Raw genomic sequence first — 16,868 nt, 5'->3', positions numbered from 1 at the left:
ATAAGCTCGCTTTGAAGAACATTTGACTGTTCGTATGCTTCATCGCCGCTGCCGCACGAACAACAGTCCCACAGCACCTAGCGCTATTAATCCCCCTGTAGCACTAGACTCTGGTACCGACTGTGAATTGTTTCCCTGTGAGTTCGCAAGCAAAGTATTGACGTGAGTGTATAAGATGTCGCTTATAGACACTCCTTTGATATTTGTTCCGTTTATTAAAGCTACAGCAGCAATACCCCTATCGGCGAAGTACCTCATCTCAGCTTCATTCCCAACATTAGTGCCACCTTTACCTAGCGTTGCTCCCCAAGGACTGGGAAAGTTATCTACACCCAATCCAAATTGATATCTAAATTCTTCTCCATAAGGATTAAAGGTAAGACCAGTATCAACAAAGGTGAGCATCTCACTGAGGGATTCGCCTTTGAGCAATTCGCCGCCAAACAATCCTTGAGTAAACCGCATGAGGTCCTGTGCATTGGTGGTGACAACCCCACCAAGGGCTTTGGAAAACGCTAAATCATAATCGGTGACATCAGTGAGATTGCCATCCCCGTTAAGATCCGTGTAACCTCGAACCAATTGAGCGGGAATTTCGTCTACTCCACCTAAAAAAGTATGGTTCAATCCCAAGGGTTCAACAACCCGGTCGCGAAAAACGCTGCTAAATGTTGAACCCGTCGCTTTTTCCACAATCTGCTGGGCAATGGTAACGCCAGTGGTCGGGTAGCACCATACGGACGTGCATTTTTGACCTGTGAAGCGCGGTTTGCCATAAACGTAAGTTAGCGTATCTTCTGGTTGCCAATCTTTGGTTAAAAGTATCGACGGGTCTTTGATGATATCTTGCTCGAAGTCTTCTTCCACAGGTTTAATGCCAGAAGTCCCATTGAGAAGTTGGCGAATCGTGATGGTGTTGCCATCAGGAATTTCTTTTGCAATCTCAGGCACCCATTTGTCAAGAGTATCGTCTAGGCTGAGCTTGCCCTGTTCTTGTACTTTGAGTACAGTTGCTGCTATGAATGCCTTTCTAATGCTGCCAGTGTGGAAAAGGTTATTTAGCTGCATTGCCTTTCCAGTTTCCCGGTTAGAGACACCACTCGCGCCATACCATGTCCCTTGAGGACTGACTATTCCTACAACTGCGCCAGGGATACCAGTTTCTCGTACAGTCTTGTCTAGTATCGCTTGCAATTGAGTGGCTAAGTCGGATGAAACAGTGTTTGTATATGCACTACTTACCATTGCACTTGGGGATAGCGTAGAACTACTGTTTCCAGCTAGTGTTGCTCCATCTACCCTCCCTACTATCCCAATAATAAAAGCGGTTGCCAAAGCGACTGATGTAGTCGTTGTTTGCAGAAGTTTCATATTTTCTATAAGTTGTTGAAATTTAAGTCAGACGAATGTCACTTACACAACTTGCAAACTGTAAGAAGTTTTTAGCACACCAATTCACTCATGCCAAAAACCCGAAATAGCCCTTAGAAAGGCTAATGTTTTGTTGGCTAAACTAGAAGAAATTGGGTTTTATTGTCAAAGTTCTGAATATTGAATTGGTGTTTTAGGACTGGCATTAATGTACAACTCAGCCGTGACACTACACATCGGTTGGTCAGTTCAACCAAGAGGACAAAATAAATTGACCGTTCAAACGATAGCGATCGCTGTCCATCAATGCTTGTTTGAACTTTGAGGCTACCATCCTTCATGTGATTTAGCGATCGTCGTAGTGGCGATAACGCCGATAACGCCGATAACGCCAATGACGTCGATGATATCGGTGACGCCGATTGTCCCAGTAGTCATTGTCGCTGCGACGGTAGCCATCGGCTGAATCCCAACAACCACTAACATTGCAACCCCCACCTTTTTCCCAACAGCCACTAACATTGCAACCCCCACCTTTTTCCCAACAACCACTAACGTTGCAACCCCCACCTTTTTCCCAACAACCACTAACATTGCAACCCCCACCTTTTTCCCAACAACCAAAAACATTACAGCCCGGATTTCTGGCTGCAGATGGTTGAGGAAGCCAAACTAAACCCGCACTAACCGTACTAATAAACAGGAATTTGCCAATCTGAAATAATGTATGAGATTTATCGCCAAAAAAAGAGCGGGGTTCAGGCGTTTGCATAATTAGGTACATGTCACATTCGCGGCTAATAGACTGGCTTCAATGTAAAACTGGGCCATGACACTACACATCGGTCGGTTGGTTAAACCTAGGGGACAACATAAAATGACCGTTCGGACGATAGTGTCAGATTTCAATAGATGGTAATTTTGAGGCTATTACTAACTCATCTTTTAAGATTCATATCTACAGTGGTGTGTGAATAATAAACTGAAGAAAAATTACCATCGATTGTCGTTTATGGCATCTCAAGCCAACAAATTACTATTAACAGGCAAAGCAACTCTGAATTCGCTAATTCACTTAATTAGGAAGAGATTGAAGCTTTTGTTGACTCCCAAAGAGTCGGCTGAATACAAAGTCTGGCGAAACCAGTTTCTGTGGCGGCGTGTTGGCTTGTTGTTATGGGTGGCAATCCCCATCTGGTGCTGTAGTGTGCTTTTAGAGCTTTATTTTAAGTTCTACTTTCAAGCACCAGCAAATTTTTCCAAGGAACTCATCTCTTTAATCGCGAAGCAGCTTGATTCCTCAATAATGCATGATTTGGCTGTAGCACCGTTATTACTCACCTTGTTTGCACTCCATAGAACTAAGTGGGGACATCGCTATCCCGGCATGATTTTTCTGTGCCTCTCCTGGTTCGCTACAGTTTTACAAGAAGTCATTGCAACCCTGAACGGTTTTGCTTTGGGAAATGATGATATGTGGCGTCTGGTGTTTATGGCTCAGGCAGTTATTATACCAGTACGTCCTCAGCTGCATTTGGTGTCACAGTTAGGGGTGCTGGCTTACTATGTGGGTGTCAACTCAGCACTTGGCTTGACTCCTTACACCGAAAACCCTCGGCTTGTCACCGGGCTTGTAAGTGCGGGATGGCTATTGATGATATTTTGGTTCTGTTTCATCTGTAACCTAGGTGTATATATGTATGAACGTTTGCAACAAGCTGAATTTGAATCACGCCGGGAATTGCAAGTTTTTTTATATGCTATTTCTCATGATTTACGCACGCCACTCATGGGCAATGCGATCGTCTTGCAAAACTTGTTGAAGAAGTCGGACGCACAGGTAAATATCAGTGTGGCAAGAGCACTAGAGTGTCTGTTGGAAGGAAACTCGCGTCAAATTAATCTACTTAACTCATTACAAGAAGCCTACACTTTGGAAGTGCGTGGAGTGACACTTCATACCATGCCAGTGCAACTCTCTACTGTAGTGGCGTCGGTTCTAGATGATATAGAACCTTTATTGCAGGAAAATCGTGTGATTGTGAACAATCTGGTACAAGCTGATTTACCATTAGTGAATGCTGATGCTACACAACTAGAGCGGGTATTTTGCAACCTGATTTCCAATGCACTTAAACACAATCCCCACTCGATTACTCTGACTGTAAACGCAAGCATTCAAGGTAAGAAAATACTGTGTTGCGTACAGGATAACGGTGTGGGAATGAGCCAAAAGCAGTGTACTAGAGTGTTTGAACTGTATACACGCGGTGAGAGAGCCCGTTTCATGCCCGGTCTGGGTATTGGGCTGTACGTGTGTCAGCAAATTATTACAGCTCATGGCGGACAGATTGGCGTTACCAGCAAATTGGGGGCTGGGTCAACTTTTTGGTTCACGCTACCTTGCAAAGAAGAATAGACAATAGGGAGGCGTAAATATTGTTTTTTTATACCAGTCCATTTCGTAATGCTACTACAGCTGCCTGAACTCGGTCATTCACAGCAAGTTTGTTCATGATACTTCGGATATGAGTTTTGACGGTACTCATGCTCATATAAAGTTCAGCGGCAATTTCCGGGTTACTTCGACCATCAACTATGAGTTGTAAGACTTCTAATTCCCGCGATGAAAGTTGACCAATCTTACTGACAGCAGCTGGGGGTTTGAGATGTTCAATGACTCTGCGAGCAATCAAAGGGTCTAGATAAGTAGCCCCTGTTTGAGCAGCACTTATGGCTACCGAAAGTTGCTCTAAGCTCGTACCCTTGATACAGCATGCATCAGCACCACTGGCTAAAGCAGCAATCATTTCTGTTTCATCACTATGGGAAGTCAGGATAACTACCCGTACATTCGGTAGATTAGCTTTGATTTGCTTTGTCGCGGCAATTCCATCTAACTGAGGAAGACCAATATCCACGATTGCCAAATGAGGTTGGAGTTTGATTGCAACTTCAACTCCTGTGTAACCATCAGCTGCTATTCCTACAATTTGAAATTGAGGATATTCTTCAAAAAACTGTGTCAAGCCCAATTGCATCACTGGATCGTCTTCCACTATTAAGATGCGCTGTATTGGAATTTGAGCGGGTTTGTTGCCATTAAGGGGTGTTAAATATGACATAATTAATCTGTCTGAGACTCTCGTCGCACTTCTTCCACCTGACCAACTTCAAATATTAAGGTAAAAGGTTGTCCCATTTCGCGCTCAATAAATTCTTCTAACAACTGTACTTGTCGAGGCGTAACCGGGTTCTTAGCTCGCACGCTCAGACGTACTTGGGGGGGATTGGTTAGCCAGTTAGTATTACTGCCAAGCAACTGCAAGCGCTGAAATGTAACAGTTTTATTCAACAGCGCTCGCCGAACGCTATTTTCTAATTGCCCTTGTCGCACAAGACGGGCAAAGCTCACACCTAGGGGAACCAGTAGGATTGCAGTCAAAGCTAAAGTCCACATAAGGGGTTTTCTTGCCTGTACTAATGAGGTATAACCTGCTACTAGAAAGGTCACCATGCAAGATAAAGCTATGCCCAAGAGGTTGGTAAGGTAAAGCAAAGTAGCTCCCCAACTGAGGGACCAGTCAGCCTGTGCTATTCCCAAGCCAATGACGCACACTGGTGGCATCAGTGCAACGGCAATAGCTGTTCCCGCCAAACTCCCAGAAATTTTTGGTTGAATCTTTGCGTAGCCACTAATACTGCCAGCTGCCACAGCTACACCTAAATCTAGCAGTGTTGGTTCAGAACGTGCTAGTATCTCGCTACCGTAACTAGGCATCCGCACAATCAAACCCAAACAACAGGCAATCACCATTGCTATGAGTGTTCCTACCACAACAGCGATCGTTCCTTTGCGGAAGAGGATAACGTTACCTTGCAAAGCACCAAAGGCTAGCCCCCGGATTGGTAGCATTAGAGGTGCAATAATCATAGCTCCAATGATGACAGCGACACTGTTAGAGAGTAGACCAAAGGTGGCAATGGCACAGGAACTCACTATCAAAGTCAGGAAAGACAAATCTAAAGTTGATTCGTCTAACAATGACTTTTGTAGCTCTTCGAGTTGGACAGCCTTAACTTCTTTCTGTTTCCAATCTCTGAAACGATCCCGAATGTTATTTGCCAAGGCGTTTTTCTCCAGAATGCAGAATTTGCTGTCAGGTCATTCTTGTGACTTGCTGTAAAAGTTTGTTTTTAAAGTGTAAAACTACCAGGAAACATAGATAAATTCAGATAATTCACCTCTAGAACATATAATTTGGTTGATTGCAGCCTGACCTGTAGTTAATATTATCGAAATTTAAGTATCGCGATCGCAAACAGTAGTTTTTCCTCAAATGTTCCTATGATAGCTGAGTCTGCAATGAGCGAAGAAGTGTTAAGAGCAAATCTGACACAGTTTCTTTTAGTGCTTGCGGTTTCTTTAAGCGTAGCAACGTTACCGCAAATCTTTAGTTGGTTTCGTCAAATACCTTACACCTTACTGCTAGTGATTGTAGGGTTGGGATTGGCTTTTGCCGATATCCGGTTGGTGAATCTTTCTCCTGAATTGATTTTGTTGATTTTTCTACCGCCTTTATTGTTTGAAGCAGCATGGAATTTAAAATGGTCAGACTTAAAGCGGGATTTGCTACCAATTTGTCTGTACGCAGTCGTTGGGGTAGTCATTGCGATTGCAGGCGTGGCAATAGGTTTAAATCAATTTGCTGGGTTATCATTAAGTACTGCTCTACTCATCGGTGCTAGTCTCTCTGCGACCGATCCAGTCTCAGTGACTGCTTTATTTCGAGAATTGGGTGTTCCCAACCGTCTGACAACACTCATGGAAGGTGAAAGCTTGTTCAATGATGGGATGGCGGTTGTAGCTTTTACTTTTTTGGTAGGGCTCTCTCTGGGAAATGCGGAATTGGGACTCCAACCTATTTTGGTACAGATGTTTGCAGTTGTGGGTATTGGTGTGGCAGTGGGAGGATTAATTGGTTTTGGTATTTCCTATGCAACTCAACGCTTTGATTTACCACTCGTGGAACAGTCCTTAACTTTAGTTGCTGCCTACGGTACTTACCTAATGACTGAAGATTTGGGTGGATCTGGGGTGATTGGAGTTGTGACCGCAGGCTTAATTTTGGGTAACTTTGGCTCTCGCATTGGCATGAATCCACGTACACGGTTGATTGTTTCAGAGTTTTGGGAGTTTATAGCGTTTTTTGTCAACTCGATTGTCTTTCTCTTAATTGGGGATCAGGTGCGGTTTGCAAGTCTGAAGGAGAACATAACTATTATTGCCGTGACATTGGGAGCAATGATTTTGATGCGGGCAATTGCAATCTTGTTGCTTAGCAAGTTAAGTAATCTTTTACAAGCACCAAAAATTCCCTTACCAGACCAGACTGTTCTTTGGTGGGGTGGCTTGCGCGGTTCTGTATCCATCGCTTTGGCATTGAGCGTACCCACAATCATTCAAGAGCGGGAAAAAATTATTGCTACGGTCTTTGGGGTTGTGTTGTTTACTCTGCTATTCCAAGGGTTAACGACTAAACCTTTGTTGCAAAAATTACATCTTTTGGGAGATTTACCTTTGCGTCAGCATTATATAGAGTTAATATCCCGTCAGACTGCTCTAAATCGCGTACTCCAGTATCTAGCTCAAGTTAATAACCGACCGGGAATTGAACCGGAGTTTTACCGCTATCAAGAAACTTTAGTTAAAGAAGAAATCAAGCGATTGGAAGCAGAAATTGACTCTTTACACAATGAATACCCCAATTTGCAAAGCTTCACTAACGAGCAATTAAAAACGGAAATTCTGGCAGTTGAAGCAAACACTTATGCTGAATTTGTCCGTTCGGGTTGGTTAAATCGAGAACTTTCACCGTTTCTCTATGAGGTTGATAACAACCAATAACCGCCATCAAGGCAAACGAGCAAGCAGGAGCAAAACAAGTTTTATTGGGTGAGAACTGTGAGGTAGACCTAATTGTAAGGGCGGCCGTATGCCTCCTCCGTCGGCACACCTAGAATACGCGGGATGCCTGGTAGCCCCGAAGTATAAGCATCGCATTAACGCCCCTACTAACATATTGCTATCTTAATGGAGCAATTCATCTCCCGTTAAGTCTGCGACTGTAACGGGAGATGAATTGCGACCAATATAAAATGTTCGCCGTGCGAATCATTGTTTTGGAAGTTCAAAGGTTCTCAACGTAATTCTTTAATTGCTCAACCGTGACACCTCCACAACTAGCTACAAAATACGCACCAGTCCAGAAGTAAGGCTTGTTGTCAAAGTATTTTTTAGCCAACCAAGGAAACTCTTTGGGAATTAATCTACTGCTCACTGTTTTGATGTTGCCAATCAGGGTTGAGAGTGGTTTGTCAGGTTTGTAATCAATTAATAAGTGTACATGATCTGCCTCGCCATTAAACTCCAGCAAAGTACAGTCCCACTTTTGGAGGGTATCCGTAATTATTTCTTTCAACCTGTTTAGGATTTCTGCGTTAATAGCTTTTCTGCGGTACTTCACAACTAAAACGATATGAGCGTTAAGTCTGTAAACAGACCTAAAACCATGATTGTACATCTATTGACAGGAGATAGCGCTAAGTAGTATATTCCCAGAAGTTTCTCAAAAATCTATTGATGTTAGACGTACTGAAGGTCAGAATTTACCCAAACAAAGAGCAAGAAATATCTTTGGCTAAAAGCTTTGGATGTTCCCGCTTTGTTTGGAATTTCTACCTCAATAAAACTAATACTCAATATGAAGAAACGGGTAAGGGCATGACTTACTGTCAGATGGCTAAAGATCTTACCCAGTTGAAGAAACTGGCTAATCATGAATGGTTGCAAGAACCAACTGCTGCCGTCCTACAACAGTCACTCAAGAATTTAGAATCTGCGTTTAAAAACTTTTTTGCAAAACGCACTGGATTTCCAAGATTCAAGAGCAAACATTCTAAACAGTCAATTCGATTTCCTGAAAGTTGCTCAATTAAAAGTGGTAATTTAAAGCTCCCCAAACTTGGATTAGTAAAAGCCAGTTTCTCTAAAAGCGTCAATGGCAAAATCAAATCCGTAACTGTTTCTAAGACAAGTACAGATAAATATTTTGCGGCGATACTGTTCGAGACTGATAGGTTAGCTACTGCAAAGCAGGGGAAGATATCAGGAATCGACCTTGGGCTAAATAGTCTAGTAACTGTCTTTGATGGTGAAACCTGTTACAAAGTTGACCCAATCAAACCCACGAGAAAATACTCCAAGCGACTGCGAATTAGGCAGAAAGCTTTATCTCGTAAGGTAAAGGGGTCTAACAATAGGCGTAAGGCAATCAAAGTAGTCGCTAAAGTTCACGAAAAAATATCAAACACAAGACAAGATTTTCTCCATAAACTCTCACGAAAGTTAGTTGACGACAACCAAGTCATAGTAGCTGAGAACCTTTGTATTAAAGGATTAGCGCGTACCAAATTAGCCAAGTCAATACATGATGCTGGTTTTGGAATGCTGCTTAATTTCATAAGCTACAAACTAGAGAGAGCAGAAGGTAACTTCATCCAAGTTGACAGATTCTTTCCCAGTACAAAGCTTTGTTCATGTTGTGGTCACAAAAATGATTTGCTCCCTTTAAGTATCCGTGAGTGGATTTGTCCAAGTTGCCAAACAACCCATGATAGGGATGAAAATGCCTCACGGAACTTGAGAACAGAGGGGATAAGAATATTGTCAACAAATACGGTAGGACATACCGAAATTCAAGCTTGTGGAGAAGCAGTAAGACTCTTTGGTACTTGTGCCAAAAAGAGGCAGTGCGGTCTTGGGGTTTCCCCAAGTGGAGCAACTGCCGTGCGTGTTTCCGAGAAACAAGAATCTCCCGCTACATTGCGTTAGCAATTAGCGGGGGAGTGTCAAGCTGACTGTATACCAGGACGACCGTTTTCAACTACAAAGGTTGCACGGTTGCTGAGTGTGCCAAATGGGGTTGTCACGTTTGACAAGACTTTATAATCTGATGTCCAAAGTTCAGGAGTGATTGTAAAACGAACATAACCCCTTTGGTTGTTGAAGAACTTAATGTGGGGATTGTCGGGTAAGTAAGCTTCAACTGTTGGGTTTGAGTCTGCGCCATCGCCACCAGAGGTAATCGAGGTACCAACGAATTCGCTTCCGACTGTTGCTGATTCTGGGTTATCAAAGTCAGCTTTTAGATCGATCGCCCAGTTGTTATGCACATCTCCTGTCAACACGATGGGATTGGAGGGTTTGCGCTGTTCCAAGAAATTCATCAGTCGTCTTTGAGAAGCGTAGTACCCATCCCACTTATCCATGCTGAACGTTTGACCGGGTCCGGGTGTCAAGTCTCTCTGAGCTACCATAACCTGCTGAGCAATTACGTTCCATTGAGCCTGGGAGCGGTCTAAACCACGGTAGAGCCAATTTTCTTGACGCTGACCGGTAATTGTGGCGTTGGAGTCAAAAACCTCTGGACAACGTTCTTTGGTACCATCTCCACAAGGCTGATCTGTGCGGTACTGACGGGTATCTAGCACGTGGAAGGTTGCTAGCTTACCAAACTCAAGCCGACGGTAAAGTTGCATATCTGGTCCCGATGGTCTTGAGAAGGGTCGTAGCGGCATATGCTCGTAGTATGCTTGATAAGCAAACGCTCGTCGTTGTAGGAAGACAGCCGGATCTTGGTCTGGTTCGTTGTCGATTTCGGAGATATCGTTGGCGTAGTTATTTTCTACTTCGTGGTCATCCCAAGTGACAATCCAAGGAAACGCGGCATGAGCTGCTTGCAAATTTTCATCAGTCTTATACAGAGCATGACGATTGCGATAATCTTCTAGAGTGAAAATCTCAGTACTAGTATAATTTCTGATTGCATTTGGTGCGATCGCTCCTTCATAAATGTAGTCACCTACATGCACTACCAAGTCCAAGTCTTCTTGCGCCATGTATTTATATGCCGTGTAGTATCCTGTTTGATACTGCTGACAATTGGCAAGAGCAAAGGCTAATTTACTGACATTGCTTTCTCTTCTTGGGGCTGTGCGAGTACGACCGATAGGGCTTTCCTCAGTGCCAGATGTGAACCGATACCAGTACCAGGTTTCTGGTTTGAGTTGATTAACCTCAACTCGCACTGAGTGAGCCAGTTCTGGAATAGCAATTTCGGTACCTTTTGCTACTATATTTCTCATATTGGAGTCGGTTGCCACTTCCCAGTGAATTGGGACGTTAACTTGTGGCATTCCACCCCCATTTAAGGGTTCGGGCGCTAGACGCGTCCACAGAATCACGCTGGTTGGATAGGGTTCTCCAGACGCTACGCCAAGTGTAAAAGGGTAACTCGAAAATTTGACTTGGGCAAGTACTCTTTGTTGGAATTGATTGGCGATCGCGAACCCAGTTAATGCTCCCGCCCCTAGGATTAAATTACGTCTGTTGACTTTACTATTAAGAAACCGCTCAAAAGTTCTGTGATTTAACACTCTCATGCTCCTAACAACTATAACGTGAAAGCAGGGAAACAGTGTGGTATTAGGGCGGGCAATGCCCACCGCCTTAAAACTTGGTGGACACTCTTCAGATTTCTAACTTCTTCAAAAAGCCGAGGATCGTATATAACTTAGCGATTCAATACCAGAATTGAGACGTTATTAGGATTAGGTAACATCTAAGATTCAGCTATGATTCAGAGCCAAGCACGAAAACCTCCGGACTTTCCTACCGCTTCAAGGTGTTCCCTATCACTTTGCCGAATTCAGCTTACTATTTAAATATTAATTTCTTGCAAAGGTAAAGTTAATGTCAGCTTAATTCTCTTAATTTCTAACTGAATTGTTAATGCAATTCAATCCACACCTAGTGGAGGAAAAGTTATTGTTTTTTTGGAAGAAAATGAGTTTTACGCCCTTATCAAAGTTCAAGATACAGGAGTTGGTATTGCACTAGAAAATCAACAGCAAATTTTCGCTCGCTTTTATCGAGTCGATCGCTCCCGTAAGAAGGGTGGTTCGGGTTTAGGTTTAGCGATCGCTCCGGCGATTGTGGATGTCAATGCTTCGTTGGGGTCAGGATAAGATTCGGCTGACTCATCTTGAGTTGCTAGGGTAAAAGCGATCGTTCCCCAACACGGAGGGTGATGTGACAGGTCAGTATATGAGTTAGAGTATCGATCTGCCACTCCACCGGACCTGTAAATGAACCAAAGCTTACCTTGGTTCCCATTGGAACAAACTGATGCATGGTTCATGCACGATCGGGACGGAGAGCACAAATATTTACAATTTCAACGAGGCAGACACAGCCAATCAATAGAGCCGCGACTACTAACCAGTGTTGCTGTGTGGCAATTCCTAATGATGCCATCAGCAGCTTGAATAGCAACTTCTGTCCAAAGGGTTAGAAAAATTTCATGTTATTTTCATAATTGTATGAAATCTTAAAAACATGAAGCTAGCAGCACTTGTTTTCCAAATAAAAAATCGATCTCACGATCGCTGTTCCATTGATGAATTTTTATAAAATCCAATAATTATGTAATGCAAGCAACAAAAAATAAATTTTAATTTTTCTTCTAAATCAACCTTAAGATAGTGTTTTTGTTCTATTAGTTAGGCAATCTTTCTAAATGAGAGAGTTTTTTGGAGAGCACTTTTAAAAGCAAATATATAAGAAAAATCTCATAATTAATTTTGTTTTTTTAGCAAAATTAAGCGATCGCAGAATCTGGATATCTTAAGGAGAAAGCGATGCCCGCTCTACCACTTAATAGCCAAAATCTCCCGTACCCCGATCCCCTACACCCCATCATTGTCCATTTCGTAATTGCAATGGTGTTGTTTTCCTTCTTGTGCGATGTGGCAGGTTATTTTAGCCACAACGTGCGTTTGTTTGAGGTAGGGTTCTGGAATATGTTTGTCGCGGCGATCGCGATTTTTGTAGCAATAATTTTTGGACAGTTTGAAGCGGGTCTGGCACAAGTCTATGAAGCAGTTCAGCCAACACTCAATTTTCACACGCTTATGGGTTGGGCGCTTGGGGCGATTGTTGCCGCTATTGCAGCTTGGCGTTTTGTGATTCGCAATCGCAATCCCTTGAAGGTACCGCCTGCTTACCTTGGTGTTGCAACCTTTTTAATTTGCCTTGTTTTCTTGCAAGTCTATTTGGGGAGCAAGCTATTTTGGGTGTATGGGTTGCACGTAGAGCCTGTCGTTGAAGCCATGAAGCGGGGAATTTCGACATGAACTCACAACTTATAGATACTTTGGGGTTGAAGTTGGGTGCTAACGGGTTGCCTTACGAAATTCCCATGCATCCAAAACTAGTGCATCTGACCTTAGGTTTATTTATTATTGCGATATTATTTGATATAGCAGGAGCGCTTTTTGCCATAGAACGACCAATCTTCAAATTTTTAGGTCTGGCTGCCATCCGTTCTGGTTTCTTTGATGTTGGCTGGTACAATCTTGCAGGAGCAGCCACTATCACATTTTTCACTGTTGCTGCAGGTTTTTTTGAGTTGCTGCTAGCCAACCCAACTATCGATCGAGAGAGTGCTTGGGGATTAAGTGCTTCTTGGACGATGCTTTTGCATGGTTTGGGTGGTGTCTTACTGTTGGGAATCATCGTGGGAATGGCTGTATGGAGAGGTTTGCAACGCTACTACTGGCGGAAGGAAACTTCGAGGCAAGTGCAGTGGAGTTACTTGGTGGTAGGTATCGCGATACTGGGTATTTTATATGTCCATGGAACTTTAGGGGCACAATTGGGAGAGGAATTTGGCATTCACGTGACCGCTGCTAAGTTACTTCAACAGGGTATCAACCCAAACTTGGTGCTTAAATAGTTAAACGAGAAACACTGTAAGTATTATGGTTAGGTTTCTGGAATATCTATTAATAGTTGTTTATATTGCAGTGTTGCTCGGCGTCAGCCATTGGATTGGGCAGCAAGCATATTCGTGGATGCCACTTGAGGCAACAGTAGAAGCCCAAAAGGTCGATAGTCTATTTAGCTTCTTAGTCTCAATTGGCGCATTTATTATTCTTGGGCTTGTGGGGATGATGGTGTACTCGGTACTTTTCTTCCGAGCATCCAAGCATGACTACAGCGAAGGACACCCATCTAGAGGTGATATCAGGCTGGAGATTCTGTGGACGGCAACTCCAACTGTGCTGGTGTTGTGGATCGCTTTTCAAGGGTTCAATATTTATCAGCAATTAAATATTCTGGGTTTAGAGCAAATTGTACATTTGCATGTGCCTCTAGAATCTGAACCAGCTTATGCCATCTCTAGCGATGATAAACCCAAACCCAATGTGGAAACTATTGATGTTTTCGCAAAGCAGTGGGATTGGTCTTTCCGCTACCCTAACAATGTGACCAGTCATGAATTGCACCTCCCGGTTAATCGCCGCACCCGTCTAAACTTGCATGCCCGAGAAGTGCTCCACAGTTTTTACGTCCCTGAGTTCCGCTTGCAGCAGTATATTGTCCCCGGACGCAACATTGAGATCGTGCTAACACCTACTCGCACGGGCACGTACCATTTAAAAGATTCTCTATTCAGCGGTACTTATTTTGCTTTGATGAAGACTAACGTACACGTTGAATCCCTCGAGCAATATAACCGATGGCTTGCCCGAGCAGAACACGAACCAACAACCATCAACGAGCAGGCGATCGCCGAGCATACCCAACCACCAAAAACATTCTTTAGGAGCGGCTGGTACACTGTTGCACCGACTCAACCTCCTATTGCAACTGAAAGGAAAGTAATGAATGACACATAATTCTACTGGAAATATGACTGAGGATAGAGAGTCTGAAATATCTCAAGATGAGTCACTTAATAACTGGCGACGATACTTCAGTTTCAGCACCGATCATAAGGTAATCGGAATTCAGTATGTAGTAACCAGTTTCATTTTTTTCTTAGTGGGCGGACTGTTGGCGATGGTTATCCGTGCCGAACTGATTACGCCTGAATCAAATGTAGTCGATCGCCCCCTGTTCAACGGCTTGTTCACCTTGCACGGGACAATCATGATTTTTTTATGGATTATCCCATTTAATGCGGGTATTTCTAACTACTTGGTACCTCTCATGATTGGAGCGCGGGATATGGCATTTCCGTTGCTCAATGCCATCTCTTTTTGGATGATTCCACCAGGGGGTATTTTATTACTATCTAGTTTCTTACTGCCTAATGGCACCGCACAATCCGGCTGGTGGTCCTATCCACCAGTGAGTCTGCAAATTCCTCCCGGTCAGCCAATCAACGGTGAATTTATTTGGATTGTGAGCTTAGTACTTATTGGCATCTCTTCGATTATGGGAGCTGTTAACTTTGTGACAACCATTTTTTGGATGCGTGCGCCAGGGATGACCTTTTTCCGGATGCCTGTCTTTGTTTGGTCAGCTCTGAGTGCCCAGTTGTTGCAGCTGGTTAATTTGCCTGCCCTGACGGGTGCATTAATACTACTATTATTTGACCTATCTTTCGGAACGCTTTTTTTCAAGCCTTTAGAAAACGGCGATCCTATTATTTACCAACATTTATTCTGGTTCTACTCCCACCCAGCAGTTTATATCATGGCACTACCAGCCTTCGGTATTTTTGCAGAGGTTTTGCCTGCCTTTTCCCGCAACCCTTTATTTGGCTACCGCTCGTTGGCGATCGCCACGCTGGGAATTGCTGGAGTCAGTATTTTTGTTTGGGTGCATCATATGTTTACAAGTGCGACCCCTAGCTGGATGAGAATGTTCTTCATGGTCACTTCAATGTTGGTTGCTGTGCCCACTGGTGTAAAGGCATTTGGCTGGACGGCTACAGTTTGGAAGAGTAAGCTGCACTTAGAGACACCCATGCTATTTGCGATGGGAGGTGCAGCTATGTTTCTTCTTGGCGGTGTCACTGGTGTTATGCTTGCAGCTGCGCCATTTGATATTCACGTCCACAATACCTACTTTGTCGTGGGGCACTTCCACTACATTGTCTTTAACACCATCACGATGGCAATATTTGCTGCCATTTACTTTTGGTTTCCTAAGATGACTGGACGGATGTATGCTGAAGGCTGGGGTAAGCTGCACTTTTTGTTGACGTTCATTGGTGCTAACCTGACTTTCTTCCCCATGCTTCCACTGGGTTTACAGGGAATGCGGCGGCGCATTTCTTCTTATGACCCCCAGTATCAAGGATGGAACGAGATTGCCAGTCTTGGAGGATTCTTGCTGGGAGTCTCCATACTGCCCTTTATTGCCAATATGGTTGGTTCCTGGCTCTACGGACAGAAGGCAACGAATAATCCCTGGCACGCTACGGGCTTGGAATGGACAACAACCTCGCCACCACCACCAGATAATTTTGAAGAGATTCCTGTTGTGAAAAGACCTCCTTACGACTATGGCGATCCAAAATATTCTGTCGTGGAACCCACTGATGTTCTTGAGTCAGAACCTTAAAGATTGGGCAGTTGGAATTGAGTGGAAAAAAAGAACAATGAACCGTCGCGTTATTCATATAGATGAAAGTCCTATCCGTTTTGAGCGGTGGCGACAATATCTACCAAATTGGCTGAAGCGTTTTTTACCAAGTGGTGGTGGAAATGCTGAAGACCATCACGGCAAAGGAATGTTTGGGTTTACCGTGTTCTTGTTGTCAGAAAGCATCGTTTTTTTGAGTTTGATTTTCACATACGTTACCCTGCGATTGACACACTCAAACAGTTGGCTCCCATCTGGGGTTTCTGGTCCGGAATTGTCTACCTTTGCCATCGCTAATACGGTAGTGTTACTTTCTAGCAGTTTCGTTATCCAACCAGCAGAAAATGCTCTCAAGCGTCGGAAACTAAACAAATTTCGCTGGCTGTGGCTAATAACAATCGCCATGGGAACCTATTTCTTAATTGCTCAAGGAATTGAATGGAGCAACCTTGACTTTGGTTTAAGTACGGGGCTGGTAGGTTCAACATTTTACTTGCTGACAGGTTTCCACAGTCTGCACGTTCTTACTGGTGTTCTTCTACAGATAACTATGCTTGTTCGCTCCTTTAGACGCGGTAATTACAATAAAGGTCACTTTGGTGTAAGCGCCACCACTTTATTTTGGCACTTTGTTGATATTATTTGGGTCTTTTTATTTTCACTTCTCTACCTGTGGCAGGCATAAAATATTCAGAGCTTCAAATTATTTACCAAGGTGAATTTATGTACGTATTAGCACAAAAATTAGAATCTCAAAAAGCAATTCAAGAAACTCCACCGCCCGATGTTAACAAAGATCCACTCATTGCACACGGGTTACAAAAAACGCAGTACGTTGCTATTATCGGGTTGGTCATTACTGTTGTTGCTGCTGTCGGATTTTTTAGCCGCAGAGTTGAATACGCTATTGGATTTGCTTTTTTTCTCAGCATCATTTTAATTGCTTTCTTTTTGTTGCTGTAGAGTTTCTATAAAGTCTTTCTCTGCTTCTTTGGGA

The 16,868-nt window shown here is 43.4% G+C and carries 17 protein-coding genes; 10 read left to right on the top strand and 7 right to left on the bottom strand.

Going from position 1 to position 16,868, the window contains the following annotated elements:
* Positions 1–39: 39 nt before the first annotated feature.
* Positions 40–1,371: a serine hydrolase domain-containing protein gene (locus tag AB0756_RS32690; RefSeq protein ID WP_050045894.1), complete on the bottom strand. Its 1,332-nt coding sequence runs from the start codon at positions 1,369–1,371 to the stop codon at positions 40–42.
* A 346-nt stretch (positions 1,372–1,717) separates the two neighbouring features.
* On the bottom strand, positions 1,718–2,143 hold the full coding sequence (locus AB0756_RS32685; RefSeq protein WP_137986311.1) for a hypothetical protein: 426 nt from the start codon (positions 2,141–2,143) through the stop codon (positions 1,718–1,720).
* 198 nt (positions 2,144–2,341) lie between these two features.
* Here AB0756_RS32685 and AB0756_RS32680 point away from each other — a divergent pair, with 198 nt between their 5' ends.
* Positions 2,342–3,790, top strand: a complete 1,449-nt coding sequence (locus tag AB0756_RS32680) for a sensor histidine kinase (protein ID WP_137986310.1) — start codon at positions 2,342–2,344, stop codon at positions 3,788–3,790.
* Positions 3,791–3,818: 28 nt separating this feature from the next.
* Here the strand turns inward: AB0756_RS32680 and AB0756_RS32675 are convergent, their stop codons facing one another.
* On the bottom strand, positions 3,819–4,496 hold the full coding sequence (locus AB0756_RS32675) for a response regulator (protein WP_038083929.1): 678 nt from the start codon (positions 4,494–4,496) through the stop codon (positions 3,819–3,821).
* Positions 4,497–4,498: 2 nt separating this feature from the next.
* Positions 4,499–5,500, bottom strand: coding sequence for a DUF389 domain-containing protein (locus AB0756_RS32670; protein WP_038083932.1), 1,002 nt, complete (start codon positions 5,498–5,500; stop codon positions 4,499–4,501).
* A 219-nt stretch (positions 5,501–5,719) separates the two neighbouring features.
* On the opposite strand from AB0756_RS32670, the gene AB0756_RS32665 reads away from it, so the two are divergent.
* On the top strand, positions 5,720–7,279 hold the full coding sequence (locus AB0756_RS32665) for a cation:proton antiporter (RefSeq protein ID WP_038083934.1): 1,560 nt from the start codon (positions 5,720–5,722) through the stop codon (positions 7,277–7,279).
* A gap of 283 nt (positions 7,280–7,562) precedes the next feature.
* On the opposite strand, the gene tnpA is transcribed toward AB0756_RS32665, so the two are convergent.
* The gene (gene tnpA, locus AB0756_RS32660) at positions 7,563–7,955 is read right to left on the bottom strand and encodes an IS200/IS605 family transposase (RefSeq protein WP_038083937.1); all 393 of its coding nucleotides are present in this window, start codon (positions 7,953–7,955) and stop codon (positions 7,563–7,565) included.
* Between the two features lie 59 nt (positions 7,956–8,014).
* Between tnpA and AB0756_RS32655 the strand changes: the two genes are divergently transcribed.
* Complete coding sequence (locus AB0756_RS32655) at positions 8,015–9,265, top strand: RNA-guided endonuclease InsQ/TnpB family protein (RefSeq protein WP_038083939.1); 1,251 nt, start codon at positions 8,015–8,017, stop codon at positions 9,263–9,265.
* Between the two features lie 17 nt (positions 9,266–9,282).
* Here AB0756_RS32655 and AB0756_RS32650 read toward each other — a convergent pair whose 3' ends face one another.
* Positions 9,283–10,875, bottom strand: a complete 1,593-nt coding sequence (locus tag AB0756_RS32650) for an alkaline phosphatase D family protein (RefSeq protein WP_038083991.1) — start codon at positions 10,873–10,875, stop codon at positions 9,283–9,285.
* A 342-nt stretch (positions 10,876–11,217) separates the two neighbouring features.
* Between AB0756_RS32650 and AB0756_RS32645 the strand changes: the two genes are divergently transcribed.
* On the top strand, positions 11,218–11,460 hold the full coding sequence (locus AB0756_RS32645; RefSeq protein WP_408019834.1) for an ATP-binding protein: 243 nt from the start codon (positions 11,218–11,220) through the stop codon (positions 11,458–11,460).
* A gap of 25 nt (positions 11,461–11,485) precedes the next feature.
* Here AB0756_RS32645 and AB0756_RS32640 read toward each other — a convergent pair whose 3' ends face one another.
* Positions 11,486–11,626, bottom strand: coding sequence for a hypothetical protein (locus tag AB0756_RS32640; protein WP_153021470.1), 141 nt, complete (start codon positions 11,624–11,626; stop codon positions 11,486–11,488).
* A 506-nt stretch (positions 11,627–12,132) separates the two neighbouring features.
* Here AB0756_RS32640 and AB0756_RS32635 point away from each other — a divergent pair.
* Genes AB0756_RS32635 through AB0756_RS32610 form a run of 6 tightly spaced genes read left to right on the top strand, consistent with a single transcriptional unit; the run spans position 12,133 to position 16,834 of the window.
* Positions 12,133–12,627 (top strand): DUF2231 domain-containing protein, encoded by a 495-nt coding sequence (locus AB0756_RS32635; protein ID WP_038083941.1) that lies wholly within the window; start codon positions 12,133–12,135, stop codon positions 12,625–12,627.
* The gene (locus AB0756_RS32630) at positions 12,624–13,229 is read left to right on the top strand and encodes a DUF2231 domain-containing protein (RefSeq protein ID WP_038083943.1); all 606 of its coding nucleotides are present in this window, start codon (positions 12,624–12,626) and stop codon (positions 13,227–13,229) included. The genes AB0756_RS32635 and AB0756_RS32630 overlap by 4 nt, the downstream gene beginning before the upstream one ends.
* A gap of 25 nt (positions 13,230–13,254) precedes the next feature.
* Positions 13,255–14,175, top strand: a complete 921-nt coding sequence (locus AB0756_RS32625) for a cytochrome c oxidase subunit II (protein ID WP_050045891.1) — start codon at positions 13,255–13,257, stop codon at positions 14,173–14,175.
* 13 nt (positions 14,176–14,188) lie between these two features.
* On the top strand, positions 14,189–15,850 hold the full coding sequence (locus tag AB0756_RS32620) for a cytochrome c oxidase subunit I (protein ID WP_408019833.1): 1,662 nt from the start codon (positions 14,189–14,191) through the stop codon (positions 15,848–15,850).
* A 37-nt stretch (positions 15,851–15,887) separates the two neighbouring features.
* Positions 15,888–16,556, top strand: a complete 669-nt coding sequence (locus AB0756_RS32615; protein WP_038082856.1) for a cytochrome c oxidase subunit 3 — start codon at positions 15,888–15,890, stop codon at positions 16,554–16,556.
* A 38-nt stretch (positions 16,557–16,594) separates the two neighbouring features.
* A complete protein-coding gene (locus tag AB0756_RS32610) occupies positions 16,595–16,834 on the top strand; it encodes a hypothetical protein (RefSeq protein WP_038082822.1) in 240 nt (79 codons plus the stop codon).
* The last annotated feature ends 34 nt before the right edge of the window (positions 16,835–16,868 follow it).

Source organism: Tolypothrix campylonemoides VB511288_2 (assembly GCF_045999855.1).
Lineage (GTDB): Bacteria > Cyanobacteriota > Cyanobacteriia > Cyanobacteriales > Nostocaceae > Scytonema > Scytonema bouteillei_A.
The sequence above is the reverse complement of the archived record's forward strand: the minus strand, read 5'-3'. Positions and strand labels throughout refer to the sequence as shown.

What these genes read in the sequence shown, in the direction of transcription:
- tnpA (WP_038083937.1), bottom strand. Translation starts at nt 7,955, where the DNA reads ATGTACAATCATGGTTTTAGGTCTGTTTACAGACTTAACGCTCATATC.
- AB0756_RS32625 (WP_050045891.1), top strand. Translation starts at nt 13,255, where the DNA reads ATGGTTAGGTTTCTGGAATATCTATTAATAGTTGTTTATATTGCAGTG.
- AB0756_RS32615 (WP_038082856.1), top strand. Translation starts at nt 15,888, where the DNA reads ATGAACCGTCGCGTTATTCATATAGATGAAAGTCCTATCCGTTTTGAG.
- AB0756_RS32685 (WP_137986311.1), bottom strand. Translation starts at nt 2,143, where the DNA reads ATGCAAACGCCTGAACCCCGCTCTTTTTTTGGCGATAAATCTCATACA.
- AB0756_RS32650 (WP_038083991.1), bottom strand. Translation starts at nt 10,875, where the DNA reads ATGAGAGTGTTAAATCACAGAACTTTTGAGCGGTTTCTTAATAGTAAA.
- AB0756_RS32640 (WP_153021470.1), bottom strand. Translation starts at nt 11,626, where the DNA reads ATGCATCAGTTTGTTCCAATGGGAACCAAGGTAAGCTTTGGTTCATTT.
- AB0756_RS32630 (WP_038083943.1), top strand. Translation starts at nt 12,624, where the DNA reads ATGAACTCACAACTTATAGATACTTTGGGGTTGAAGTTGGGTGCTAAC.
- AB0756_RS32655 (WP_038083939.1), top strand. Translation starts at nt 8,015, where the DNA reads ATGTTAGACGTACTGAAGGTCAGAATTTACCCAAACAAAGAGCAAGAA.
- AB0756_RS32635 (WP_038083941.1), top strand. Translation starts at nt 12,133, where the DNA reads ATGCCCGCTCTACCACTTAATAGCCAAAATCTCCCGTACCCCGATCCC.
- AB0756_RS32690 (WP_050045894.1), bottom strand. Translation starts at nt 1,371, where the DNA reads ATGAAACTTCTGCAAACAACGACTACATCAGTCGCTTTGGCAACCGCT.
- AB0756_RS32675 (WP_038083929.1), bottom strand. Translation starts at nt 4,496, where the DNA reads ATGTCATATTTAACACCCCTTAATGGCAACAAACCCGCTCAAATTCCA.
- AB0756_RS32620 (WP_408019833.1), top strand. Translation starts at nt 14,189, where the DNA reads ATGACTGAGGATAGAGAGTCTGAAATATCTCAAGATGAGTCACTTAAT.
- AB0756_RS32665 (WP_038083934.1), top strand. Translation starts at nt 5,720, where the DNA reads ATGATAGCTGAGTCTGCAATGAGCGAAGAAGTGTTAAGAGCAAATCTG.
- AB0756_RS32610 (WP_038082822.1), top strand. Translation starts at nt 16,595, where the DNA reads ATGTACGTATTAGCACAAAAATTAGAATCTCAAAAAGCAATTCAAGAA.